A 23,738-nucleotide genomic window follows, 5' to 3' on the forward strand; every position below is an offset into this window, starting at 1 on the left:
CATGTCCTATCACATTATATAGCAGCGGGAGCGCCTGCCCAAGGGCTGAAGTCCATTGCGTGTGACGCTCCCTTGAACGTTGACAGGGTCCAATGGTTGAGCGGCCCGGTCCTCACGTCTGTCGTTCCTCTTGATCCGCCGCGGTGAAGGGGATGGCGGGATCGGGCGACTCGCCCGGGGCGTCGGACGTGCCTGGTTCCGCGAGATCGCCCTCCATCACTGCCCATAACGCTTCCAGCCCCGTCCGCTTCTCGGCGGAGACCGGCCAGATGTCGACGGGCGTGCGAAGCGTGTCCCGAATGACCTTCACGTGCTTTGGGACGTGACTTCTCCCGATTTTATCCGCCTTCGTCGCCACCACCGAGACGGGCACGCCCAGCTCGAGCAGCGCCGCATGAACCGCGACGTCGTCCTTGGTCGGCTCGTGCCGGATGTCGATGAGATGAAAGATGCGGCGCAGGCACTCGCGGTCGTTCAAATATCGGTCGATCATCGCCGCAAACCGCTGCCGCTCCTGTTTGCTGACTGCGGCGTAGCCATAGCCGGGAAGATCGACAAATCGAAACGACTGATTGATGAGATAGAAATTGATTTGGCGCGTCTTGCCGGGCTGCGACGAGACGCGCGCAAGTTGCTTCCGGTTCAGCAGGCGGTTGAGCAACGTGGATTTCCCCACGTTGCTCCGGCCGAGAAATGCGAATTCGGGCAGCATCGTCTTTGGCCACTGATCCGGCCGAACGGTCGTCGCTTCCAGTTCCGTACTCCGAATGATCACTGGTGCGCTTCGCCTCCTCCGAATCGGCTGTCCGACCACATGTCGGCCCACCAAGGTTCGTCGGCCAGCGAACCCCCGGCGTGATCGAGCGGATTGTCCACCAGCGCCAGGCGCAAGACCTCGTCCATGTGGGAGACGGGAATAAACTCCACTTCAGATTTCACCAGATCCGGCACGTCGTCCAGATCCTTGACATTTCCCTTCGGGATGAGAATGGTCCGGATGCCAGCGCGGTGAGCCGCAAGGCTCTTCTCCTTGAGCCCTCCTATCGGCAGCACCCGGCCGCGCAGCGTGATCTCGCCCGTCATCGCCACGTCATGGCGCACCTTGACGTGCGTGAGCGCGGACACCAGGGCGGTGGCCATCGTGATGCCAGCGGAAGGCCCGTCCTTCGGAATGGCACCCTCTGGAACATGAATATGAATATCGACTTTTTCATGGAAGTCGGGCGGAAGGCGAAGGGCCCGGCTGCGTGAACGCACGTACGATAAGGCCGTCTGCGCGCTTTCCTTCATGACGTCGCCAAGCTGGCCCGTCAGCACGAGTTTTCCAGACCCAGGAACAATAGAAACCTCGACGAGCAGCAGATCCCCGCCCATCTCCGTCCACGCAAGTCCCGCGACGACGCCCACCTGATCTTCCTTCTCCATCTCGCCGAACTCGTACTTATGAGGCCCCAGATACGACTGCAGCACCGCGCTCGTGACCGTCACGCGCTTCGCCTCGCCCGCCGCCACCGTGCGGGCCACCTTCCGGCAGACGGCTGCCAACTGCCGGTCCAACTGTCGCAAGCCTGCCTCACGCGTGTAGTGCCGGATGATTTCCAGCAGCACATCGTCCGAAATGCGGATGCGGTCTCCCCTGAGCGCGTGTGCGGCTCGCTGCTTCGGCAGCAGGTGCTCCCTGGCAATGTGGAGCTTTTCGATCTCCGTGTAACCCGAGAGCTGAATGATCTCCATGCGATCCCGAAGCGGCGCAGGGATCTGGTAGATGTTGTTGGCCGTCGTGATGAACAGTACATTGGACAGGTCGTACGGGATCTCGATGTAGTGGTCGGAAAACGCGTGATTCTGCTCAGGATCGAGCACCTCGAGCATGGCCGAGGCCGGATCGCCGCGGAAATCGCTGGCCATCTTATCGATCTCGTCGAGCAAAAACACGGGGTTGATGACGCCGGCCTGGCGCATGCCCTGGAGAATGCGCCCGGGCATGGAACCGATGTAGGTCCGGCGATGGCCGCGGATCTCGGCCTCGTCCCGCACCCCTCCGAGCGACACGCGCACAAACGGCCGCTTGAGCGACTTCGCGATGGATCGCGCGAGAGACGTCTTCCCCACGCCGGGAGGTCCGGCCAGGCAGATGATGGGGCCGGCCTGCTTGTCGGTGAGCGCCTGCACGGCGATGAATTCCAGGATGCGCTCCTTGACCTTGTCGAGGCCGTAGTGCTCCTCGTTCAGGATGCGCTCTGCCCGTGCGACATCCGCCGTGGATTTCGCCACTTCCAGCCAAGGCAACGCAAGCAACCACTCGATGTAATTGCGAACCACGGTGCCCTCCGCCGATGCAGGCGGAATCCGTTCCAGGCGAGCGATTTCCTTTTCCACCCGATCCCGCACGTCGTCGGGCATGGGCTTCGCCGCGAGTTTCTCCCGCAGTTCGTCGACCTCGGCCTGGCGCCCCTCCTTGTCGCCGAGCTCCCGCTGGATGGCCTTCATCTGCTCGCGCAAATAGTACTCCTTCTGCGTTCGCTCCATCTGCTTGCGAACGCGCTGGTGGATCTTTCGCTCGAGCTCCAGGACCTCGCGCTCATCCGAGAGGATCTGCAGAAGGCGCTCGAGGCGCTTCTCGATGTCGAACGCCTCGAGGATGTCCTGCTTCTCCCGCACCTTCAAGGGCAGGTGTGATGCCACGGCGTCCGCAAACTGGCCCGGGTGCGACATGTCGACGACCGTCGCGTACGTGTCGAGATCGAGCTTGCGGGACAACCGCACGTACTGCTCGAACTGCTGGGTGACCGAGCGCCGCATCGCCTCGATGGCCGGCGTGGTGGGCACCTCCTCCGGCTCATCGTACGTCTCCACGCGCACCGTGAAGGATTCCTCTTCGGAGATGAACTCGCGAACCACAGCGCGTTTCAATCCCTCGACAAGGACGCGGATGGTCCCGTTCGGCAGCTTGAGCATCTGCTTCACGCGCGCGAGCGTGCCGACCCGGTACAGGTCATCGGAGGACGGATCGTCCACCTGTCCGTCCTCCTGGGAAGCCAGCACGATGAGGTGGTCGTTCGACACCGCCTGCTCAAGCGCGCGGACTGACTTCGGCCGACCGACGTCGAAGTGCAGGACCATGCCCGGGAACACGAGCAGCCCGCGGAGTGGCAACAGCGGATATACGTCCTTGGTCTCTGGCACCGAATGCCCCTCGGTCGCCATGCCCCCACCTCCGAACTCTCTCCCTGACGATGCCCTTCATTGTATCCAATCGCCGCGGCAAAGTCGAACGCGCCATGAGGCGACGCTCATTGCGCCAGAGGTTTCTGCATCATGGCCGCCGCGACGTCGGGCCGGACGCCATGACCGTCGAGGCCGCCCACCAGCGAGAGGCGCAGCACATCCTCCAGCCGCTCGACGGGGACCACCTGGATATCCGCGCGATGGCGGAAGGACTCCTGCCAGTTCGCCTTGGGAATCAGCACCACCTTTGCACCTGCTTCCGCCGCCGCGGCGATCTTGGCCGTCACGCCGCCGACCGGTCGGACCAAGCCCAGAATGGAGAGTTCCCCCGTCATGGCGACGGTATGCAGCACAGGTTCCATGCGGACGGCCGAATAAATCGCCACCGCCATGGCGACGCCCGCACTCGGCCCATCCACGGGCACGCCGCCTGGAAAGTTCACGTGCAGGTGGTAGTCGGACGCCCGAATGCCGTACAAACGCTCCAACGTCGTCAGCACGTTTTCCAGCGAGGACTTGGCCATACTCTTCCGCCGGATGGACCGATCCCGTCCTCCAATCGTCTCCTCCTCGACGAGTCCAGTGATGATCAGGCGGCCGTCTCCACCCGGGGCGGGGGTTGCCGTGACCTCGATCTCGAGCAGCATGCCCAGTTGTGGTCCGTACACCGCGAGGCCATTCACCACGCCCACCTGCGGCTTGTCCGCGACCTTCCTGTCCGGTCGGGGCGTGAGACGGCTGAACTCGACGACCCATTCGATGTCCTCGCGCCGAATAGACGCTCGCTTCTCGAGCATCGCGAGACTTCCCGCCATCTGGACGAGGTTGACCGCGTCGCGCCCGTTGGTGGCATAGTCGGCGACGGTGTCCGCCACACCCTCTTCGAGCGGCATGCCCAGTTTATCCGCCGCACCTTCGGCCACCTGGCGAATCTCTTCACGCGTGAGGGCGCGGAAGAAGATTTCCACGCAGCGCGAACGGAGCGCCGGCGGCAATTCTTCCGGCGATCGCGTCGTCGCCCCGACCAGCCTGAAATCGGCGGGCAAGCCATTTTGAAAGATGTCGTGAATGTGCACCGGGATGTTGGTGTCCTCGCTGCTGTAGTACGCGCTCTCGAGAAACACCTTCCGATCCTCGAGCACCTTGAGCAGCTTGTTCATCTGAATCGGGTGCAGTTCGCCGATCTCGTCGATAAACAGCACGCCACCGTGCGCCTTCGTGACCGCGCCCTGCTTCGGCTGCGGAATTCCAGCAATCCCCATTGCGCCCGCGCCTTGATAGATGGGATCGTGCACGGAGCCGATTAACGGGTCGGCAATTCCACGTTCGTCAAAGCGCGCCGTGGTCGCATCGAGCTCGATGAACTTCGCGTCCGGTTTGAAAGGCGAGCCCGGCGTCCGCTTGGCCTCCTCGAGAATGAGGCGAGCGGCCGCCGTCTTCCCGACGCCCGGCGGTCCATAGATGATCACGTGCTGCGGATTCGGCCCGCACAGCGCCGCGCGAAGCGCGCGCACGCCGTCCTGCTGGCCGATGATATCGTCAATTCTCTGCGGTCGGGTGCGCTCCGCGAGCGGCTCCGTAAGCGAGATGGCGCGCATCCGGCGCAGCTTCTCCAGCTCCTTCTTGGACTCGCGCTCGATGGCGTGTCGGCTCTGATTCTGGGTGCGAAGCAAATTCCAAAAATACATCCCGATCACGAGCGCGAAGAACAGTTGCACGGCTGCCAGAATACTGGCCGTCATCCGGATCCCTCCCTCTTCCTGCTGCGCTATGCAGTATTGCCCTGCAGGAAGGGGGATAAACGAAAAGCCAGCCCTCTGGGGCTGGCCCGGAACCGCCATCAGGCGGTCTCTTCTCGCTGGAACGGGATGACCGTGCCGTCCTTGCGGAGGACAATGGGCGGTCCCTCGCGCAGCACGGCGGCCTTCGTGATAATGCACTTTTGCACGTCATCGCGGGAGGGCAACTCGTACATGACGTCGAGCATGATGGACTCGATGATGGCCCTCAGCCCGCGTGCGCCGGTGCCCCGCCGGATGGCCTCTTTGGCGATGGTCTCGAGCGCGTCCTCGTGAAACTCGAGCACGACATTGTCCATGTCCAGCAGCTTTTGGAACTGCTTGACGATGGCGTTCTTCGGCTCCGTGAGGATGCGCTTCAGGGCTTCTTCGTCGAGGGCATCCAGCGTCGCGATCACGGGCAGGCGCCCGATGAACTCCGGAATCAATCCGAACTTCAACAGATCTTCCGGCAACACATGCTGCAGGATGGCGGAATCCTTCGTCTCGCTCGAAGCCGATCCCGCCGCACCAAACCCGATGACCTTGCTGCCCAGCCGGCGCTTGATGATGGTCTCCAGACCGTCGAACGCGCCTCCACAAATGAACAGGATGTTCGTCGTATCAATCTGAATGAACTCTTGGTGCGGGTGCTTTCTCCCACCCTGCGGCGGCACGCTGGCGATGGTGCCCTCCAAAATCTTCAGCAAAGCCTGCTGCACGCCCTCACCGGAGACGTCGCGCGTGATGGACGGGTTTTCCGACTTGCGCGCAATCTTGTCGATCTCGTCGATGTAAATGATCCCGCGCTCCGCCTTCTCGATATCGTAGTCGGCCGCCTGGATCAGCTTCAGCAAGATATTCTCGACGTCCTCGCCGACGTACCCGGCCTCGGTGAGGGACGTGGCGTCGGCGATGGCAAACGGCACGTTGAGCGTTCGCGCCAACGTCTGCGCGAGCAACGTCTTGCCGCTGCCCGTGGGCCCGATGAGCAAGATGTTGCTCTTTGACAATTCCACGTCGTCGTTCTTCTGGGAGCCCGCGTTGATGCGCTTGTAGTGGTTGTACACCGCCACGGACAGCGCCCGCTTCGCATGCTCCTGACCAATGACATATTGATCCAAAACCGCCTTGATCTCGGTCGGCTTCGGCACATCCTTCAGCTCGAACTCGTCGTCTTCACCGAGCTGCTCCTCGACAATCTCGTTGCACAGCTCGATGCACTCGTCACAGATATATACGCCGGGGCCAGCAACCAACTTCCGCACTTGCTCCTGCGTCTTGCCGCAGAAGGAGCACTTCAGTTGGCCCTTCTCCTCGTTAAACTTGAACATGGTTCGTTCCCCTCCTGTTACGAGGTTACCACACCGGCCGCACAAGGCAAAGGCATCCGATTCCCCATCTTCACCGAACCGGATGCAGCGGATGCAACACTTCGTCAATCAGGCCGTAGGCTTTCGCCTCTTCGGCCGTCATGAAGTGGTCGCGATCCGTGTCCCTCTCGATCACCTCGAGCGGCTGCCCCGTCCGTTCGGAAAGCAGGCGATTCAGCTTATCCTTCGTCTTCAAAATCCACTCTGCGTGGATTTTGATGTCAGAAGCCTGGCCCTCGACGCCGCCGAGCGGCTGGTGAATCATGATCTCTGCATTCGGCAGGGCATACCGTTTTCCCTTCTCGCCCGCCGCCAACAGGAACGCGCCCATGCTCGCGGCCATGCCGATACACAGCGTGGACACCGCCGGGCGGATGTGTTGCATGGTATCGTATATGGCCATGCCTGCGGTCACAGAACCGCCTGGGCTGTTGATGTACATCTGGATATCTTTCTCAGGATCGTCGGCCGCCAGGAACAGAAGCTGTGCGACGATCGAGTTCGCGACCTGATCGTCGATCGGCGTTCCCAGGATCACGATCCGATCCTTCAGCAACCGAGAATAAATGTCGTACGTCCGCTCGCCGCGGCTCGTTTGTTCGATCACGTACGGAATCGGATAATACATGCAACAGCCTCCCTCTCCCTGCGGCCATGTAGAGGACAAGACAAGGCTGTGGCCTTGTCTTGTCCTTCAATCGCCTCGATCAGTTGTCGGTCGGCGGCACGATCTTCGCGTGATCCACCAACAGGCGCACTGTCTTGCGCGTCTTGAGATCCGCCCGCAAGCTCGCGAGCTCTGGGTCGCGGAAACTCAGGAGCTGACGCACTCGATCCGCCTCCAGGCCGGTTTGCTCGGCCATGCGCGCGATCTCCTGTTCCACGTCTTCCTCGGTGACCTCCACCTTCTCGGCGTCTGCGATGGCTTCGAGCACAAGGCTCGTGCGGACGTTTTGCTCCGCCAGCTCGCGGTACTGGTCGCGCAACTCCTCCATCGTCAACCCCGTGAACTCAAGGTACGCGTCGAGTGGAATCTGCTGCATTTGCAACTGTTGCGCGAAATGGCCAACCTGGTGGTCGATCTCCCGCTCAATCATGACCGGCGGAATCTCGATGGTCGCGCGCTCAGCCGCCTTTCTCACGACTTCATTCTCAATATATCGCTCATGCTCGAGTTTTGCCCGCTCTTCGAGTTTCTTGCGAAGATCGGCCACGTATTCGTCGACCGTCTGGAATTCGCTGATCTCCTGCACGAACTCGTCGTTCAGTTCGCGCAACACGGGTCGACGGATCTCATGCAGCTTGACGTGGAAGCGCGCCACCTTGCCGCGCAAGGACTTCACGTGGTAGTCCTCCGGGAAGGTCACCTCGATGTCGCGCTCTTCGCCGGGCTTCATGCCAATCAGCTGATCTTCAAAGCCCGCGACGAGCGCTCCGCTGCCGATCTCCAGGCGGAAGCCCTCAGCCTCTCCGCCTTCGAAAGGCTCGCCATCGACCGTCCCCTCGAAATCGATGGTGACCACGTCGCCCTTCTCAACCGCCCCGTCCTCGACGGTCTCGATCTGGGCATGGCTCCGGAGAACGTTCTGGATCTCCTGTTCGACGTCTTGGTCGGTGACCTCGAACACCTTGTCCTCCACTTCGACGCCCTTGTACTCACCGAGCTGAACCTCGGGTTTGACGGTCACGGTCGCCTTAAAGATGAAAGGCTTCCCGCTTTCCACCTGGACGACGTCGACCGCCGGCTGATCGACCGGCTCAATCCCCGTCTCCATGACGGCTTCTTGATAGGCCTGCGGCAAGAGGATGTTGACCGCGTCCTCATACAACGATTCCACGCCAAACCGCTTCTCGAACAGCTTGCGCGGAACTTTTCCCTTCCGGAAGCCCGGAATGACGACGCGCTTCACCACGCGTTTAAATGCCTCATCCAGCGCTTGGGCGAATCGCTCGCTGTCGACCTCCACTTCGAGCACACCCACGTTTGCGCCAGTCTTTTCCCACTTTGCTGCCATTCAACCGATCCTCCTAACTGTGTCCCACAAACCATCCGACGAACCCGCGTGCGCGCGTTCGCGGTCACCACTCTCGCTTGAACCGCGTGCGAGGCCCATCTGTGAATTGAGCACCCCGGTGGGTGCTCATGGCTTGCCCGCGTGGCGTCTCAGGAGGGATTTGAACCCCCGACCCGCGGTTTAGAAGACCGCTGCTCTATCCCCTGAGCTACTGAGACACAATGGAGCGGGTGAGGGGAGTCGAACCCCCGCCGCCAGCTTGGAAGGCTGGAGTTCTACCGTTGAACTACACCCGCATATCATACCACCTTCGATAGTTTAGTCGATCAGGCAAGGGATATCAAGATAGCGCCTTCCACGTGGTTCACACCCATCCGCCCGCGCCAGGTGCCGGCAGACGCGCCAGCAACTTGCGCACGGCCCGCGCGCGATGAGAGAATCGATGCTTCTCCTCGGCGGACATCTCCGCGAATCGGCGCGCTTCTCCCTGCGGAGAAAACAGCGGATCGTATCCAAACCCACGTTCTCCCCGCGGCGCGTCGTGGACGAGACCGTCCACCCGCGCTTCCACCTCCATCATCACCCGCTCCTTGCGGGCCAGAACGAGCGCGCAGGCGAACCAAGCTTCAGCTTGCCGAAGCCCCCTCGACCGAAGCGCTCGGATGAGCTTGTCGTTGTTGGCGCGATCATCGGCGCCTTCACCTGCATAGCGCGCCGAGTATACGCCCGGTTCTCCACCGAGCGCAGGCACCACAAGCCCCGAATCGTCGGCGAGCACGGGATCCTCGACGTATGTCGCGTAAAACAGCGCCTTCTGGCGCGCATTCTCCAAGAACGTTTCACCCGTTTCAGGCGCCTTCGGAAGTCCCGAAGGGAGAGGCACAAGCTCCACGCGCGATCCGAGGAGCTCGGAGAACTCTCGCACCTTGTTCGGGTTCTGCGTGGCCATCACGATGCGCATCTGCGCCACCCTCCTCACGGCGCGATCTGTTGCAGAGGCTCCACAGGAATCGGGAGCGACACATGGCGGACAGCGCGATCGCCAGGCACTTCGCCGAACCACGTCGCCAGGGCCATGCGAAGGCTCGCCGTATCCCCGGTCGTGAGAAAACAGGCGTCCGGCTCGCGATGATCCGGGGCCTCGAGTCCTCGCTCGGCAAGCACTCGTGCCACCCTCTCCGCGGTGGCGTCGGCCGACGAGATGACGCGGATGGACGGACCCAGCACCCGGCGAATGACCGGCATGAGCAGCGGGTAATGGGTGCACCCGAGCACCAGGGTGTCGATGCGCGCTTCAAGGAGCGGCTGAAGCGATTCGCGCACCACCGCCTCCACCGCATCGCCTTCGACGTGTCCCTGTTCGACGAGCGGTACGAAGAGAGGACACGCCACCTCGACGACGGAGACGTCCGGGCGAAGGACTCTCAGCGCCTCGGCATACGCATGACTTGAGACGGTCACAGAGGTACCGATGACGCCAATCCTCCCGGTCTCGGACGCCTCAATCGCCTGAGACGCCCCGGGCTCGATCACGCCGACCACGTCGATGCCGAGCTCCTGCTTGAGGCGCGGCAGCGCGACGGCGGTCGCCGTGTTGCACGCGACCACGAGAAGCTTGATGCCAAGGCGCTCTAGGTAGCGCCCAATCTCGAGCGCAAAGCGTTCCACCTCGTCTGGGTCCCGGTCTCCATAGGGACAACGGGCGCGATCGCCGAAGTACACCATGGATTCGTGGGGCAGGCGGCGCTTCATCGCGTGAAAGACCGTCAGGCCCCCGATGCCGGAATCAAACACGCCGATAGGGCGATGCGCGAAGTCCATGTTCTCCACTCCTCTAGATCCGAGCACCCGTGTGCCTCGGCTCAACGAGCGACGTTCACGAATTACCCATATTCGTCAAAAGAAGATCCAGTGCTTGTAGAATCGCGCGGCGCTGCTCGATGGAGACGTGTTTCAAGATCGAATCGAGGTAGGCACGGCGCGCGGAGAGCACCGCCTCAATGACCTGCGCGCCCTTGTCCCGGAGTTGCACGCGCACGACACGGCGATCCACGAGGTCCCGCTGGCGGGATACATAACCGGCGCGCTCGAGCCTGTCCACCAAGTCGGTGGTCGTGCTGTACGCGAGGTACAACTTGGCCGACAGCTCGCCGATGGTCAACTCGCCTTCGTTGTACAGCGTGATGAGCGCATCAAACTGGGGCGACGTGAGGTCGTAGTCTTTCAACAGGACCCTGCCGCGGCGCCGCACGGTGGCGGCGACAAGGCGCAGCGCCTTTTCAATTTCCTCAACGAAGGGACTGTAGTCTGCCAAAGGATACCCACATCCTGTCCTGGCCCAGAGTCCAATAAATCGTACCATTGCCCACTTTTTTCGGTCAACGGGATCGCGACGTGCATCAAGAAAGGGCGCCGGTGGCGCCCCAACCTGTCCTTCGATTCATTCTTCAAACGGCCACGCCGGAAGTCGGCGCGACAGCGGTTTGTCTCGCCGGTATCCGAGCGCGTACTCCGCCTGCAGGATGGTGTGGATCTCGCGCGTCCCCTCATAGATCACAGGTGCCTTGGCGTTTCGCAGGTACCTCTCCACCGGATACTCGTTCGAATACCCGTAGGCGCCGTGAATCTGAACCGCGTCCGACGCCGCCTCCCACGCTGCATCACACGCCACCCACTTCGCGAGCGAGGTTTCGCGCGTGTTCGGCAAGCCCTGGTTCTTCAGCCACCCAGCCCGGTAGACCAGCAAGCGGGAGATGTCCAGGTTCGCGGCCATCTTCGCAATCATCTGCTGCACTAGCTGGTGCTTGCCGATGGGCTGGCCAAACGTCTCGCGCTCATGGCAGTACTTGACCGACGCCTCGAGGCAAGCCGCGATGCATCCGCACGCGCCGGCCGCCACCGTGAACCGCCCGTTGTCGAGGGCGGACATGGCAATCTTGAAGCCTTCGCCCTCTTCTCCAAGTCGATTCTCGATCGGCACGCGGACGTGATCGAAGAACAGTTCCCCCGTGTTGCCTGCGCGAATACCGAGCTTGCCCTTGATCGATCTCGTCGAGAACCCTTCCCAGCCGCGCTCCACGATGAACGCCGTGATCCCGTGATGCTTCTTCGAGCGATCGGTGTACGCAAAGACCAGGAAGTGGTCCGCGACGTCGGCGAGCGAAATCCAGATCTTCGACCCGTTCAAAATATACGAATCTCCGTCCCGCACGGCGGTCGTCCGCATCGCGGCCACGTCCGACCCCGCGTTCGGCTCGGTGAGTCCAAACGCCCCGATCTTCTCACCGCGCGCCTGAGGCACCAAATACTTTTGCTTCTGCTCCTCCGTCCCCCACTGAAGCAGCGTGAGAGAATTGAGTCCTGTGTGGACCGATACGGCCGTTCGAAACGCGATGTCTCCCCGTTCGAGCTCTTCACAGACAATGGCGAGCGTGTTGTAGTCCATCCCTGCGCCGCCGTACTTCTCGGGGATACACACGCCCATGAGCCCCAGCTCCGCCAGCCGCCTGAGCACGCCCGGCTCAAAATGCTGTTTCTCGTCCCACTCGCGGATGTGGGGCAAGATCTCCTCGTCCACGAACTTGCGGACCACGTCCCGAACCGCCATCTGTTCTTGCGACAGGCTGAAATCCATCACACACGCCTCCCTGTTGAGCCTTCGGCTCTCGCACTTGCCTACGCCGATGTCTCCGAATCCGACGGTGGACAACTCACAACCACGCCCGCCGCCTTCAACGCTTCAATCTCCTGAGAACGGTATCCCACCTCCGACAGAATCGCCTCCGTGTGTTCGCCGAGCCCCGGCGGGCGCCGACGCAGGTGAAGGTCCCACCCTTCTCCGAAAAAGGGCGATCTCGTCACGAAGAACGATCCAACCCCCGGGTACTGGGTCTCCCACAGTATGCCTCGAGCCGCGACCTGCTCCAGATGAAGGACCTCGTCAATCCGGTTCACCGCAGAACAGGGCACGCCCGCCTCCATCAGAACCTTCTCCCATTCGCGCACACTTCGCTCGGCCAGCCGCGCTTCGAGTTGAGCCGCTAGCTCGCTCCGGTGGCGCACGCGGAGCCCGTTCGTTTGAAATCGAGGGTCGTCCGCGAGCTCAGGGCTTCCTATGGCTTCGCACAGCCTGCGAAACAGCCCATCGTTCCCGACCGCGACGACCATCCATCCGTCGGCCGCGGACAACGCCTGATACGGCGCGAGGCTGAAGTGAGATGAGCCCAGCCGTTCGCCCACGTGACCCGTGAGGAAGTACGCCGTGGCGTAATACGTCATGAGCGCCACCTGGCCTTCAAACAGGCTCGTCTCCAGGTAGGTGCCGCGCCCCGTGTGTTGGCGCTCCAACAGCGCGGCACAGATGGAGAGCGCAGCCCAGAGCCCGGCCGTCAAATCGGCGATGGACCAGCCGGCGCGCACAGGCCCGCGCCCCGCCTCCCCTGTGACCGACATCAACCCGCTCGCGGCCTGAATGGCGAGATCGTACCCCGGCCGATCCTTCCAAGGGCCCGTGCGACCGTACCCGCTGATGGCCACGTAGATGAGCCGGGGATTCGCCGCTCGGAGCGAGCGATGGTCCAGTCCCCACCGCTCCATCGTTCCTGTGCGAAAGTTCTCCACGAGCACGTCCGCTTCCTGCGCGAGCCTGCGCACAATCTCGCGCCCTGCTTCGGTCTTTAAATCCACCGCAAGGCTCCGTTTGTTCCGGTTGAACGCGAGAAAATAGCTGCTCACGCCGTTCTTGGTGGGTTCATACCTGCGGGTCTCGTCGCCCTGCGGGCTCTCGACTTTGATCACGTCGGCGCCGAGATCGCCGAGAATCTGGGTACAAAAGGGCCCCGCGAGCACTCGACTGAGGTCGAGCACGCGGACGCCTGCAAGCGGTTGCATGCGGGTCACCTTCTTCTCACGCGAAAGATCTTGTATCAGCTCAGCGCCGCGTGGCCTTGATGTCCTTTCTGATGGCCCTGGCCCTGAAGTCCGATGACGCACGGTCCTTGCGATTCCGCCGCGCGCACCTCCACGACGACCGCGCCTTCCGGTACGCGCTCGCCGTCTTCGACAGAATACAACCGACCGAGCGCCGCCTCATACCGCTCCTCCGTGATCTGCCATGCGTCGCGCGCAGACCAAAGCGCATCGCGGATGGCCGCAAACAGGGCATCCTCCCAGGCGGGCACGTGGCACCGGACGTACACAGGTCTTCCTTCCACCAACGCATACGCCAGTTGTCGAGCCGCACGAACATCCACGCCGGAGCACGACCGCTCTGCCTGTGTCCAGATGCGCAATCCGCTCACCTCAGTTTCATAATGTAAACTCTGATTCACTACAGAAATGATGCCTGCTCTCATGGTAGATCACAAAGCAGGTGGCGGCAAGACAGGGATCAAAAAAAAGCTGGCCGGAGGGCCAGCTGCCAACAGACGCTGAGCATGGAGTACAAAATCAAGCTTCAGAACGAGCGGTCAAATCCGCCACACTAGGCGAGGGCTGTGGCACGTGAACCTGCACGCTTTTCAGCAACGCCTCCGCCATCAGGATGAGGCCGATGGCGGCGGAAATCAGCCCGGAGTATCCGCCGAACGCGCTGTTCACGCCCGCGAGATTGGCGAGCGTGCCGCCGAGGAATGCGAAGAAGACGAACAAGAAGAGGAGCCCAAACATGAGTTGAACTCGAAATGCGGCGACGACAAACGGCACGGTGACGATGGTCCAGATGAGCAGAAACGTACCGAGCGCCTCGTTCGCCTGCGTGCCAAATTGAAGAACGCCCTTCAATTCTAGATAGAAGAACAGGAACAGCGACGTGAAGAACGCTCCGTAAAACCCGTTCACACTGAGTCCGAAGGTATCCCCGCGCACGTAGGAGAAAATGCATGCCAGGAAGTAGACCAAACCGCCACACACGAGGATGGCGGGCATGAAGAACAGCGTCACCTGCGCGGGTACCAAATGCGCGTTCGGCAAATTCAGCAACGTCTGTGCAATGACAAACGCAGCAAGTCCCATGACAATCGGATCGCCGAGCCTCTTGTCGTGCATCATCGATCTCCCTTCACATCGCGTGTTTGAATCCGCTTACACTCGAGACGATGAAACATTGGCAATCTTCCGACCTTCTCCATCCCTTCACCCGGCAGTTTCATATCAGAAACTTCGTTTCATAATGATGCCGCTCGCCCCCTTGCGACGAACTTCGCTTCGATCCCCATGGTAAGGCAGAATGAAAGCGCTGTCAATCGCGAAAGTTCCGATTTCTTTACTCAGATTGCGGCACGGATAGAGACGCCGTCTGGCCTGCCATGGTCTTTTCTGTGCCCTGCGAGCATAGGGATGGAATAGGCGCCAGGGCGCCAGGGCCTACGTGGCCTGCGGAAGAGGCTCAACACCCCTACTCGCGGTAGGGGTGTTGCCTGTCAAATCGTGATCTCGCCCAGCCGCACCAGTTCCACCACGGCCTGCGAGCGCCCTTTGACGTTCAGCTTCTTCATCACGTTGGATATATGGTTCCGCACGGTCTTCTCGCTGACGAAGAGTTGCGAAGCGATTTCCTTCGTCGTCTTATCCTGAACGAGGAGCTCGAACACTTCTCGTTCTCGGTTGGTCAACAGCGACTTGCCGCGCCCGTCCTTGACAGGTGCCATCCCCACGATCCCTCCTTGCCCGGTCATACAAGAGCGGGATACAGTCAGGGTATCGTATGTCGCCCGCTGCGCGACCGTTCCGTCCCGCGCTTGAGATGGGCGAGATCGCGGGAATCACATCGGCGTCAGTCAAGGTACGCGGCGCCGGCTCACCGCGTCGCCCAGTTGCTGAAGGGCCTGTCGCAGGAGCGAGCGCGGACAAGCGATGTTCATGCGCTGGAACCCGGAGCCTTGTGAACCAAAGATGTGCCCCTCATTGAGGCCGAGACGAGCCTCTTCCCGCAAGAACCGGTCCAGTTCTTCGTCGGACATCCCGAGAGCTCGGAAGTCCAACCAGACCATGTACGTGCCTTCCGGGCGGATCATGCGAATGTCCGGAAGTTCCTGCCCGAATGTGCGCTCCATCTCATCCAGGCTCGCCTTCAGATATGCGAGGAGCTCATCCAGCCACGCCGCCCCGTGCTGATACGCCGCGATCATCGCCTCGATGCCGAAGACGTTGAGTTCGGCCATCGAAGCTCGGTGCGAAGCTCTTTCGTAGGCAGTTCGCAGCGACTCGTTTTCCGCCCAGATGTACGCGGTGTTGAGCCCCGCCAGGTTGAATGTCTTGCTCGGCGCGTGACAGGTGATGCTGTTTCGCGAGCACTCCGGTCCGAGCGAAGCGAACGGGGTATGCCGATGAGGGGCAAAGACGATGTCCGCGTGGATCTCGTCGCTCACCACCAGCACGCCGTGCCGCAGGCAGATGTCTGCGACGCGCTCGAGCTCTTGTTTCGTCCACACGCGGCCGACCGGATTGTGCGGCGAGCACAGGAACATGACCTTGGCGTCCTTCGCCTTTCGCTCCAGGTCATCGAAATCCATCTCGTATCGCCCGCCCGACTCCACAAGCGGATTTTCGATCACGCGCCGCCCCCATCCCTCGATCACGCGCCGAAACGGGTGATAGACCGGGGGCTGAATCAGGATCCCGTCGCCAGGCTCGGTGAAAGCCTGAACGATCACCGAGAGCGCCGGGACCACCCCAGGCGCGGGCACAATCCAGTCCGGCGAAATCTCGATCCCATGCCGCGCCTTCATCCACTGGACGATGCTCTCCGTGTACCGGTCCGTCTTGATGGCATAGCCGTACACCCCGTGCTTGGCCCGCTCGACGAGCGCGTCGATCACGGCCGGCGGCGAGGGAAAGTCCATGTCCGCGACCCAGAGCGGAATGAGATCGTCCCTCCCGAAACGGCGCTTCAGGCCATCCCATTTCATGCATCCTGTGTTCCTTCGTTCCACATACCTATCAAAGCTGGACATGCACACGACCTCCCGATGCCGCTCCTCTGTGGGCGCGACGGCGTCGCACCGCCGTACATCAATGTATCACAACGTGCCGAACCACATCCTGGTCCTCGTTCATCGACCGCCTATTTACCTAAATCTCCGATATGGATACCATGAAAATGCGCGCTGTGGTACGCTTGATTCTTAAATGGAGGTTCATTGCGTGCAGGAGGATTGCGCATGACGGGATTGGGCCACTCGCCAAGCCGCCTGCTGACGCCAACCGGCGGCTATCTGCGCGGCTACGATTACACGTTGAATCCGTACATCGGCTGTGCCTACGGGTGCAAGTACTGCTACGTGCAGGCGTTGCCTGTGGCGCGCTTTCGCAGCGAACCCTGGGGCTCCTACGCCGAAGCCAAACGGATCGACCCGGAAGATTTGCTTCGAGAACTGCGCGGGGCGAGGCGGCGCGGAGGGACTCGCATCTTCATGTCCTCCAGCACGGATCCGTATCAGCCGGCGGAGTGGCGCGTCGGCGCGACGCGTTCCATCCTGCTGACCTTGCAATCGGAGCCCGAACTCGTGGATTTTCTGTTCGTGCAGACGCGCTCACCGCTCGTCGCCCGGGACGCCGAGATCCTCGCATCCCTGCGCCATCGCGTGCTCGTCTCCGTGACCCTTGAGACGGATCGGGAGGATGTCCGTCGCCGATTCACGCCCCGCGCCCCGACCGTGCGGGCGCGCATCCGGGCCATCGAGGCCCTTCGCGCGCATGCGATCCCTGTGCAGGTAGCCGTGGCACCCATCTTGCCGTCTTCGCCCGACTTCCCGCGGCTCCTCGCCGCGCTCTCGGATTTCGTCGCCATCGACGACTGGTTTATCGGAGACGGCGCGAATGGGCGGCGGAGCCGCGCGCTGGGCGTCGAACAGTGGTACCTGCCCGACGAGCGGGACGCGTGGTACCGACCGGGACAGGCGCGGGACTTTGCCGAGCTGCTCGCGGAAAGGATGCCCCGAGACCGCATCTTTCTCCACCAACAGGGGTTCCTGCCGCTCGACGTGCGGCGGCCCTTTGACGAAAGGATCGATCCGGAGCATGCGTGAGAGCGTCCCACTCTATAAACAGCTGAAATCGGAGTTGCTCGAGAAGATCCTGAGCGGGGAATGGCCCCCTGGCGAACAGATCCCGTCGGAGGCGGAGTTGGCTTCGATGTACGACGTCAGCCGCACGACGGTCCGCCAGGCGGTGGGCGATCTCGTCACCTCGGGATTCATCGTGCGCCGGCAGGGCAAGGGGACCTTTGTCGCGGAAGTCGACCACCCGGCGACATCCACCACGCTGTATGGATTTGCCGAGGAACTCCGGGCTGCCGGGCTTCCCGTGGACGTGCGCGTCGACGTGATCGAGATGCGCACCTGTCCCGAGGACATCGCCCGCTGGCTGCGGATGACGCGGTCCAAGCAGGTGCTCTACATCGAACGCACCGCGTACGTGGAGGACATGGCCTATTTTCACGAGCGTTCCTATCTCGTGCCGCCTTACCAGGTGTCGTCGAGGATGACGCCGGATCCGAAGATGTACGACTCCATCTACGGCTTTTTCGAACAAAACGGCGTCCGGATCAACTCGGGCAGTCAGACCATCTCCGCCGAACTCGCGGACGAGGAAGATTGCGCGCGATTCGGGTTGACCCCGCCCGCCGCCGTGCTGTGCATCGAACGGATCACGAGGGACGAGTCCGGCGCGCCCGTCGAATATTCGCTGGTTCGCTACCCGTCGGACCGATACCAGCTTCGCGTGCATCTGCTTCGGCATCCTCGTTGACCACCGGCGAGCGCGCGGCCTCTGGCCAAACCGCTCGCCGCCCTGTAGAATGGCATTGCGCAATTCAACTTGTTATGACATCATGACAAGTTGAAACGGGATGTAGCGCGCCGGGCGAAGGGGCATGCTGTGGTCAGAGATCTTCGCCATCGAGTGCGCCACCGAAGGGGGACGAAAAGATGCAGCAGCAGGCGACGCTGGCGAGGAAGGAACACCGATTGCCGCTCGAGGGCGTGATCCAGCGGCCAGAGGGCATGTGGTTCATCGTCGGCACCGTGTGCTTCGGCGCCTTCATGGCGGCGCTTGACGCGAGCATCATCAGCATTGCGCTGCCCAAGCTGGAACAGGCGTTCCACACGATGATGAATCGAATCGAATGGGTGAGCCTCATCTACCTCCTGGCGCTCGCAGGCTGCATCGTCGCCTTCGGTCGGCTCTCGGATCTCATAGGCCGGCGCCCGATGTACACCATGGGGTTCGGCGTGTTCATCATCGGATCTGCGCTGTGCGGGGCTTCGTGGAACCTATCCAGCCTGCTCGCGTTTCGCGTGGTGCAGGGCATCGGCGCGAGCCTCCTCCAGGCCAACAGCGTGTCCATCATCACCGCCGCGGCCGACGCCGAGCGCCGGGGCCAGGCCATTGGCTTTCAAGCGCTCGCCCAGGGACTCGGACTGAGCCTCGGGCCACTCGTGGGCGGCGTGCTGACTCACATTGCGTCCTGGAGGCTCATCTTTTACATCAACGTGCCCGTCGGCATCCTGGGCACAATATCGGCGCTCCTGTTTCTGCCTCGCGATCGCCGTGAGGGCCCGCGCCCTCGGTTCGATCTCGTCGGCGCCCTGGTGCTCGCCTTCCTGCTCATCGTCACCATGTACGTGTTGAAGGAGGGCTTCCGCCCCGAGAGCCGGCCGACCATCACGGCCATGCTGCTCGCCGTCGCAGTGCTCGCCGCGGCGTCGTTTGTCGCCATCGAGCGCCGAGCCGAGTCTCCGCTCGTGCCCATCAGCTACATCCGCGAACCGGTCATCTGGCTCGGCAACCTGACGTCCATCCTGTCGTTCAGCGTGATGTACGCCATCACCCTTGTGGTTCCGTACTGGTTCGTGCACGTCGAAGGTCTGTCCAGTGCGAAAGCAGGTCTCCTGCTCACGGCCCTCCCCGTCGGCATGGCGCTTTGCACGCCCTTCGCCGGCCGACTCGCCGATCGATGGTCGAAGGTCAAGGTTTCCGCAGCTGGCATGGTGCTCGCCGCGATGGGATCCGCGTCCCTGTTCGCGTTCGCCCGCGTCACGCCAGCCTTCCTCGCCGGCCTGTTTCTCGTGGGGTGCGGCATTGGGACGTTCACGCCCGCCAACAACGCGCGCGTGATGAACGCGACCCCAGCGGCTCACCTCGGCGTCGCCGGCGGCATCCTCAACATGAGCCGCTCGCTCGGCATGGGCGTCGGCGTGACGGCTGGCGGCGTGAGCGTCGAGCTCTTCACGGCGGCCTTCGGCCACCACGGCGTCGCACTCGCGTACCGGTGCAGCTTCCTCGTCGCGGCGGCCCTCGCGCTCATCGCGCTCGGCCTCACCCTGCTCCGCCAAAAGCAGTCGCGAGAAGCGGCTTGACTCGGGCATCCACCCGGTCCCGCTTCACGGCCTCCGCCTCGCACGAGCGCGAACAGAACCCATGCATCTCTCGCTCGCACGCCTCACAGCACAGAAAACGGCGATGGCAGTCCAAGTATCCGCAGTTGATGTATCGATCGCAAGGCGCGCCGCAGATCGAGCAGTGGGCGATGACAGTGTCCTCTTCCGTCTGGTTGATGCGCACGGCGACGCGATCGTCAAACACGTAACACTTGCCGAGAAATTTTCTCCCCCGCACCTCCGGATCCTTGCCGTACGTGATAATGCCGCCATCCAGTTGGTACACCTCGTCGATGCCCTGTTCCATGAGATACCCGGACAGCTTTTCGCAGCGGATACCGCCGGTGCAGTAGGTCAACACCTTTTTCCCGCGCCACTCGTCCTTGTGGCGCTCGACCCAGGACGGGAACTCCCGGAACGTGGACACGTCCGGCCGAACGGCGCCCTCGAAATGGCCGATCTCGTACTCGTAGTCGTTGCGGCCGTCGATCACGACGACGTCGTCTCGGCCGAGCATCTCGTACCACTCGCGCGGCGACAGCCTTCTCCCCGTCTTTTCCCAGGGCTTCGGCGCACCTTCAGCGCCAAAATGGACAATCTCCAGCTTCCGCTTCACGGACAGGCGAGGAAAGACGTGTCCCTCGGCCGGATCGACCTTAAACACCATGTCCGCGAAACGCGGATCCTGCCGCATCCGGTCCCGGTACGCCTGGCACGCCGACGCTTCGCCGGAAAGCGTGCCGTTCAACCCCTCCTCGGCCACAAGAATGCGGCCCAGAAGCCCCAATTCCTCGCACATCGCTCGCTGCGAGCGCGCAAGTTCGTCCGGATCCTCGATGGGAGTGAACTTGTAAAACAGCATGACCTCATAAGACATGGGCACTCCATCCTCCCTCCTTCTTCACGTGGTCTCCCGACAAAAAACGAGCCGAGGCCGCAGCTTCCTGCAGACCTCGGCCGGCCTTGCTCCGACGATCACGGCGTCGTTGCGCCGCTCGACTGGGTGACCTCGTTCGGGCTCATGATCAACCAGCGACCGTTGACGCGTTTGACGTACAGCACGCCGCCCTGCTCATTCGAAAACTCGACCTCCGCCACGTCGCCCCGCTGACCCAGGAGCGCGTAGCTCACCTCCGACGGATCGAGCGACAAATACAGATTGTACAGCGACGCGTGCCAGCCTGGCGTCTGCTGGAACGTCGGCGTGAGCAGGTTGTACGCCTCATTGAACTCCCTCAGTTCCACGAAGTCAATGAACCGGCGCACGGTGTTGACCGGCGTGTTGCTCGTCTCCTCCTGGATCACCGGCCGAAGGAGGAAGTAACTCCCGAAGCCGAGAACCAAAAGCGACACGATGAGCGCGACGAAACTCCTCGTCTGCGCCCGCTGCCTGCGCTGTGCCGAGACGGCCTGCATCGTTCATCCCCGCCTTTCCATGGGTCCGCCGCGACCCAGATCTCCTACTTGCGCAGCCACGCGCCAATCGCGCGGTAGGTCACCTCTCGGTTCATCACAGCGATGGACGTCGTGAGCGGAATGCCCTTCGGACATACCTCCACGCAGTTCTGCGCATTGCCGCACTCGAAGATGCCGCCTTCGCCCATCAGCGCCTGCAGGCGCTCCTCTTTGTTCATCTTGCCCGTCGGGTGCATGTTGAACAGGCGCGCCTGAGAAATGGCGAACGGACCGATGAACGACGTCTTGTCGTTCACATTGGGACATGCTTCGACACAGGCGCCGCACGTGAAGCAGCGAGACAGCTCGTACGCAATCTGCTGCTCCTCGCTCGACATGCGCGGACCTGGGCCGAGATCGTGTGTGCCGTCGATCGGAATCCAAGCCTTGATGCGCTTGAGCGCCTCGAACATCCGGCTGCGGTCGACGACAAGGTCGCGAACCACCGGGAACGTGCGCATCGGCCGAATCCGGATGGGCTGCTGCAACTTATCCACGAGCGCCGAACACGCCTGGCGGGGCTTGTTGTTGATCACCATGGTGCAGGCGCCGCAGACCTCTTCCAGGCAGTTCATCTCCCAGGTGACCGGTGCGACCGGCTCGCCCTTCTTGTTCACGGGATTGCGCTGGATCTCCATCAGACAGGCAATCACGTTCATGCCTGGGCGATACGGAACCTCAAATTCCTCCCAGTACGGCTCCGAATCCGGCGTGTCCTGCCGCTCGATGATGAGATGCACCTTGCGACCCGAATCCGCCTGCGCCTGCTGCACGGCCTCCGCTGTTGTGCTCATTCCTTGGTCGCCTCCTTGCTCACCGCGTAGTTGCGCTTACGCGGCTTGATCAGCGAGACGTCGACGTCCTCGTACGAGATCTTCGGCCCGTCCGGCGTGTACTCGGCGATGGTCGTCTTCAGGAAGTTCTCGTCGTCGCGCTCTGGGAACTCCGGCTTGTAGTGTGCGCCACGGCTCTCGTTTCTCATCAGCGCTCCGATGGTGATGGCGCGCGCCATAATGAGCATATTCTTCAGGTGGCGCGTGAACTGGGCGACCTGGTTCTCCCAGCGCGACGTGTCCGACATCTTGATCCGCTTCCAGCGCTCCTGAAGCTCCTGGATCTTGGCGTCCGTCTCCTTGAGCTTGTCGTTGTAGCGCACCACCGTGACGTGATCCGTCATCCACTTGCCAAGTTCGCGGTGCAACTGGTACGGGTTCTCGTCGCCGTCGAGCTTGAGAATTTCCTCGAATTCCTGCTCGTACTTGCGGCGGTACTGCTCGAACAGCGACTCGGGCAGGCTATCCGCGGACTTGCGCAGATTCTTCGCCCAGCGCACGGCGTTCGGACCCGCGATCATGCCGCCGTAAATGCAGGACACGAGCGAGTTTGCGCCGAGGCGGTTCGCGCCGTGGTATTGATAATCGGCCTCGCCCGCGGCGAACAGGCCCGGGATGTTGGTCATCTGGTCGTAGTCGACCCACAGTCCGCCCATCGAATAGTGCACAGCAGGGAAGATCTTCATCGGAACCTTGCGCGGATCGTCTCCGACGAACTTCTCATAGATATCGAGAATGTTGCCCAGCTTGCGATCCAGCACGTCCGCCGGGATGTGGGTCAGGTCGAGATAGACCATGTTTTGCCCGTCGACGCCAAGCCCCATCTCCACGCAGACCTTGTGAATGGCGCGCGTCGCGATGTCGCGGGGCACCAGGTTTCCGTACTCGGGATACCACTCCTCCAGGAAGTACCAAGGCTTGCCGTCCTTGTACGTCCAGACGCGGCCTCCCTCGCCGCGCGCGGACTCAGACATGAGGCGGAGCTTGTCGTCCCCGGGGATGGCCGTCGGGTGAACCTGGATCATCTCCGGATTCGCGTACTTGACGCCCTGCTGGTACAGCTCCGATGCCGCCGAACCCGTGTTGATCATCGAGTTGGTGCTCTTGCCGAAAATGAGTCCGTTGCCCCCGGTGCACATGACCACCGCATCGGCGCGGAAGTAGTGGATCTCCATGGACCGCAGGTCCTGCGCCACAATGCCGCGGCAGATCTGCTCGTCGTCGATCACGGCGCCGAGGAAGTCCCATCCCTCGTATTTCTCGACGAGGCCAGCCACTTCATATCGGCGAACCTGTTCGTCCAACGCGTAAAGCAGTTGCTGCCCTGTCGAGGCGCCCGCGAACGCCGTGCGGTGATGCTTCGTGCCGCCGAACCGGCGGAAGTCAAGCAGTCCTTCCGGCGTGCGGTTGAACATGACGCCCATGCGGTCCATCAAATAGATGATGGCCGGCGCGGCCTCGCACATGCCCAGAACCGGAGGCTGGTTGGCCAGAAAGTCGCCGCCGTAGATGGTGTCGTCGAAGTGCTCCCACGGCGAGTCGCCCTCGCCCTTCGTGTTCACGGCGCCGTTGATGCCGCCTTGAGCACACACGGAATGGGAACGTTTTACAGGTACCAAGGAGAACAGTTTCACCGGCACGCCAGCTTCCGCCACCTTGATGGTGGTCATCAGGCCGG

The 23,738-nt window shown here is 62.2% G+C and carries 22 protein-coding genes and 2 tRNA genes; 3 read left to right on the plus strand and 21 right to left on the minus strand.

Annotation, left to right across the window (positions count from 1 at the left end; genetic code table 11):
* Positions 1–112 precede the first annotated feature (112 nt).
* The 17 genes from yihA to AACI_RS09145 form a co-directional block, all read right to left on the minus strand.
* On the minus strand, positions 113–775 hold the full coding sequence (gene yihA, locus AACI_RS09065) for a ribosome biogenesis GTP-binding protein YihA/YsxC (protein WP_012811143.1): 663 nt from the start codon (positions 773–775) through the stop codon (positions 113–115).
* Entirely contained in the window at positions 772–3,207 is a 2,436-nt protein-coding gene (lon, locus tag AACI_RS09070) for an endopeptidase La (protein WP_012811144.1), read from the minus strand. Before lon ends, yihA begins: the two co-directional genes overlap by 4 nt.
* Positions 3,208–3,293: 86 nt before the next feature.
* Positions 3,294–4,970: an ATP-dependent protease LonB gene (gene lonB / locus AACI_RS09075; protein ID WP_012811145.1), complete on the minus strand. Its 1,677-nt coding sequence runs from the start codon at positions 4,968–4,970 to the stop codon at positions 3,294–3,296.
* Between the two features lie 98 nt (positions 4,971–5,068).
* Entirely contained in the window at positions 5,069–6,340 is a 1,272-nt protein-coding gene (clpX, locus tag AACI_RS09080; protein WP_008340896.1) for an ATP-dependent protease ATP-binding subunit ClpX, read from the minus strand.
* Between the two features lie 70 nt (positions 6,341–6,410).
* On the minus strand, positions 6,411–7,007 hold the full coding sequence (gene clpP, locus AACI_RS09085; RefSeq protein ID WP_012811146.1) for an ATP-dependent Clp endopeptidase proteolytic subunit ClpP: 597 nt from the start codon (positions 7,005–7,007) through the stop codon (positions 6,411–6,413).
* Positions 7,008–7,086: 79 nt separating this feature from the next.
* A complete protein-coding gene (gene tig, locus AACI_RS09090; RefSeq protein WP_012811147.1) occupies positions 7,087–8,394 on the minus strand; it encodes a trigger factor in 1,308 nt (435 codons plus the stop codon).
* A 142-nt stretch (positions 8,395–8,536) separates the two neighbouring features.
* A tRNA-Arg gene (locus AACI_RS09095) sits at positions 8,537–8,612 on the minus strand.
* A gap of 4 nt (positions 8,613–8,616) precedes the next feature.
* A tRNA-Gly gene (locus AACI_RS09100) sits at positions 8,617–8,690 on the minus strand.
* A 68-nt stretch (positions 8,691–8,758) separates the two neighbouring features.
* On the minus strand, positions 8,759–9,355 hold the full coding sequence (gene rdgB, locus AACI_RS09105; RefSeq protein ID WP_012811148.1) for an RdgB/HAM1 family non-canonical purine NTP pyrophosphatase: 597 nt from the start codon (positions 9,353–9,355) through the stop codon (positions 8,759–8,761).
* 14 nt (positions 9,356–9,369) lie between these two features.
* Positions 9,370–10,215, minus strand: a complete 846-nt coding sequence (gene murI / locus AACI_RS09110) for a glutamate racemase (RefSeq protein ID WP_012811149.1) — start codon at positions 10,213–10,215, stop codon at positions 9,370–9,372.
* 55 nt (positions 10,216–10,270) lie between these two features.
* Positions 10,271–10,708, minus strand: coding sequence for a MarR family winged helix-turn-helix transcriptional regulator (locus tag AACI_RS09115; RefSeq protein WP_008341222.1), 438 nt, complete (start codon positions 10,706–10,708; stop codon positions 10,271–10,273).
* Positions 10,709–10,834: 126 nt separating this feature from the next.
* On the minus strand, positions 10,835–12,028 hold the full coding sequence (locus AACI_RS09120; protein WP_012811150.1) for an acyl-CoA dehydrogenase family protein: 1,194 nt from the start codon (positions 12,026–12,028) through the stop codon (positions 10,835–10,837).
* Between the two features lie 41 nt (positions 12,029–12,069).
* The gene (locus AACI_RS09125; RefSeq protein WP_012811151.1) at positions 12,070–13,284 is read right to left on the minus strand and encodes a CaiB/BaiF CoA transferase family protein; all 1,215 of its coding nucleotides are present in this window, start codon (positions 13,282–13,284) and stop codon (positions 12,070–12,072) included.
* Between the two features lie 35 nt (positions 13,285–13,319).
* Positions 13,320–13,685, minus strand: a complete 366-nt coding sequence (locus tag AACI_RS09130) for a hypothetical protein (protein ID WP_012811152.1) — start codon at positions 13,683–13,685, stop codon at positions 13,320–13,322.
* Between the two features lie 157 nt (positions 13,686–13,842).
* Entirely contained in the window at positions 13,843–14,442 is a 600-nt protein-coding gene (locus tag AACI_RS09135; RefSeq protein WP_245530522.1) for an acetate uptake transporter, read from the minus strand.
* A 371-nt stretch (positions 14,443–14,813) separates the two neighbouring features.
* Positions 14,814–15,041, minus strand: a complete 228-nt coding sequence (locus AACI_RS09140) for a helix-turn-helix domain-containing protein (protein ID WP_008341227.1) — start codon at positions 15,039–15,041, stop codon at positions 14,814–14,816.
* Positions 15,042–15,170: 129 nt separating this feature from the next.
* Positions 15,171–16,346, minus strand: a complete 1,176-nt coding sequence (locus AACI_RS09145; RefSeq protein WP_012811154.1) for a MalY/PatB family protein — start codon at positions 16,344–16,346, stop codon at positions 15,171–15,173.
* Between the two features lie 207 nt (positions 16,347–16,553).
* Here AACI_RS09145 and AACI_RS09150 point away from each other — a divergent pair, with 207 nt between their 5' ends.
* The 3 genes from AACI_RS09150 (at position 16,554) to AACI_RS09160 (ending at position 19,751) form a co-directional block, all read left to right on the plus strand.
* A complete protein-coding gene (locus AACI_RS09150) occupies positions 16,554–17,420 on the plus strand; it encodes an SPL family radical SAM protein (RefSeq protein WP_012811155.1) in 867 nt (288 codons plus the stop codon).
* Complete coding sequence (locus AACI_RS09155) at positions 17,413–18,141, plus strand: GntR family transcriptional regulator (protein ID WP_012811156.1); 729 nt, start codon at positions 17,413–17,415, stop codon at positions 18,139–18,141. Before AACI_RS09150 ends, AACI_RS09155 begins: the two co-directional genes overlap by 8 nt.
* Before the next feature lie 179 nt (positions 18,142–18,320).
* A complete protein-coding gene (locus AACI_RS09160; protein WP_012811157.1) occupies positions 18,321–19,751 on the plus strand; it encodes an MFS transporter in 1,431 nt (476 codons plus the stop codon).
* Here AACI_RS09160 and trhO read toward each other — a convergent pair.
* The 4 genes from trhO to sdhA all read right to left on the minus strand — a co-directional run bounded on the left by trhO (position 19,711) and on the right by sdhA (position 23,730).
* On the minus strand, positions 19,711–20,649 hold the full coding sequence (gene trhO / locus AACI_RS09165) for an oxygen-dependent tRNA uridine(34) hydroxylase TrhO (RefSeq protein ID WP_041708133.1): 939 nt from the start codon (positions 20,647–20,649) through the stop codon (positions 19,711–19,713). The genes AACI_RS09160 and trhO overlap by 41 nt on opposite strands.
* Before the next feature lie 98 nt (positions 20,650–20,747).
* The gene (locus AACI_RS09170; protein ID WP_012811159.1) at positions 20,748–21,188 is read right to left on the minus strand and encodes a hypothetical protein; all 441 of its coding nucleotides are present in this window, start codon (positions 21,186–21,188) and stop codon (positions 20,748–20,750) included.
* A gap of 44 nt (positions 21,189–21,232) precedes the next feature.
* Positions 21,233–22,021 (minus strand): succinate dehydrogenase iron-sulfur subunit, encoded by a 789-nt coding sequence (gene sdhB, locus AACI_RS09175; RefSeq protein ID WP_012811160.1) that lies wholly within the window; start codon positions 22,019–22,021, stop codon positions 21,233–21,235.
* Positions 22,018–23,730, minus strand: coding sequence for a succinate dehydrogenase flavoprotein subunit (gene sdhA, locus AACI_RS09180; protein WP_049763344.1), 1,713 nt, complete (start codon positions 23,728–23,730; stop codon positions 22,018–22,020). The genes sdhB and sdhA overlap by 4 nt, the downstream gene beginning before the upstream one ends.
* Positions 23,731–23,738: the final 8 nt, after the last annotated feature.

Origin of the sequence: Alicyclobacillus acidocaldarius subsp. acidocaldarius DSM 446 (genome assembly GCF_000024285.1) — a bacterium.
GTDB classification, from domain to species: domain Bacteria; phylum Bacillota; class Bacilli; order Alicyclobacillales; family Alicyclobacillaceae; genus Alicyclobacillus; species Alicyclobacillus acidocaldarius.

What these genes read in the sequence shown, in the direction of transcription:
- trhO (WP_041708133.1), bottom strand. Translation starts at nt 20,649, where the DNA reads ATGTCTTATGAGGTCATGCTGTTTTACAAGTTCACTCCCATCGAGGAT.
- sdhA (WP_049763344.1), bottom strand. Translation starts at nt 23,730, where the DNA reads ATGACCACCATCAAGGTGGCGGAAGCTGGCGTGCCGGTGAAACTGTTC.
- AACI_RS09140 (WP_008341227.1), bottom strand. Translation starts at nt 15,041, where the DNA reads ATGGCACCTGTCAAGGACGGGCGCGGCAAGTCGCTGTTGACCAACCGA.
- sdhB (WP_012811160.1), bottom strand. Translation starts at nt 22,021, where the DNA reads ATGAGCACAACAGCGGAGGCCGTGCAGCAGGCGCAGGCGGATTCGGGT.
- AACI_RS09155 (WP_012811156.1), top strand. Translation starts at nt 17,413, where the DNA reads ATGCGTGAGAGCGTCCCACTCTATAAACAGCTGAAATCGGAGTTGCTC.
- AACI_RS09145 (WP_012811154.1), bottom strand. Translation starts at nt 16,346, where the DNA reads ATGTCCAGCTTTGATAGGTATGTGGAACGAAGGAACACAGGATGCATG.
- AACI_RS09150 (WP_012811155.1), top strand. Translation starts at nt 16,554, where the DNA reads ATGACGGGATTGGGCCACTCGCCAAGCCGCCTGCTGACGCCAACCGGC.
- AACI_RS09120 (WP_012811150.1), bottom strand. Translation starts at nt 12,028, where the DNA reads ATGGATTTCAGCCTGTCGCAAGAACAGATGGCGGTTCGGGACGTGGTC.
- lonB (WP_012811145.1), bottom strand. Translation starts at nt 4,970, where the DNA reads ATGACGGCCAGTATTCTGGCAGCCGTGCAACTGTTCTTCGCGCTCGTG.
- rdgB (WP_012811148.1), bottom strand. Translation starts at nt 9,355, where the DNA reads ATGCGCATCGTGATGGCCACGCAGAACCCGAACAAGGTGCGAGAGTTC.
- lon (WP_012811144.1), bottom strand. Translation starts at nt 3,207, where the DNA reads ATGGCGACCGAGGGGCATTCGGTGCCAGAGACCAAGGACGTATATCCG.
- AACI_RS09170 (WP_012811159.1), bottom strand. Translation starts at nt 21,188, where the DNA reads ATGCAGGCCGTCTCGGCACAGCGCAGGCAGCGGGCGCAGACGAGGAGT.
- murI (WP_012811149.1), bottom strand. Translation starts at nt 10,215, where the DNA reads ATGGACTTCGCGCATCGCCCTATCGGCGTGTTTGATTCCGGCATCGGG.
- AACI_RS09135 (WP_245530522.1), bottom strand. Translation starts at nt 14,442, where the DNA reads ATGATGCACGACAAGAGGCTCGGCGATCCGATTGTCATGGGACTTGCT.
- tig (WP_012811147.1), bottom strand. Translation starts at nt 8,394, where the DNA reads ATGGCAGCAAAGTGGGAAAAGACTGGCGCAAACGTGGGTGTGCTCGAA.
- AACI_RS09125 (WP_012811151.1), bottom strand. Translation starts at nt 13,284, where the DNA reads ATGCAACCGCTTGCAGGCGTCCGCGTGCTCGACCTCAGTCGAGTGCTC.
- clpX (WP_008340896.1), bottom strand. Translation starts at nt 6,340, where the DNA reads ATGTTCAAGTTTAACGAGGAGAAGGGCCAACTGAAGTGCTCCTTCTGC.
- AACI_RS09160 (WP_012811157.1), top strand. Translation starts at nt 18,321, where the DNA reads ATGCAGCAGCAGGCGACGCTGGCGAGGAAGGAACACCGATTGCCGCTC.
- clpP (WP_012811146.1), bottom strand. Translation starts at nt 7,007, where the DNA reads ATGTATTATCCGATTCCGTACGTGATCGAACAAACGAGCCGCGGCGAG.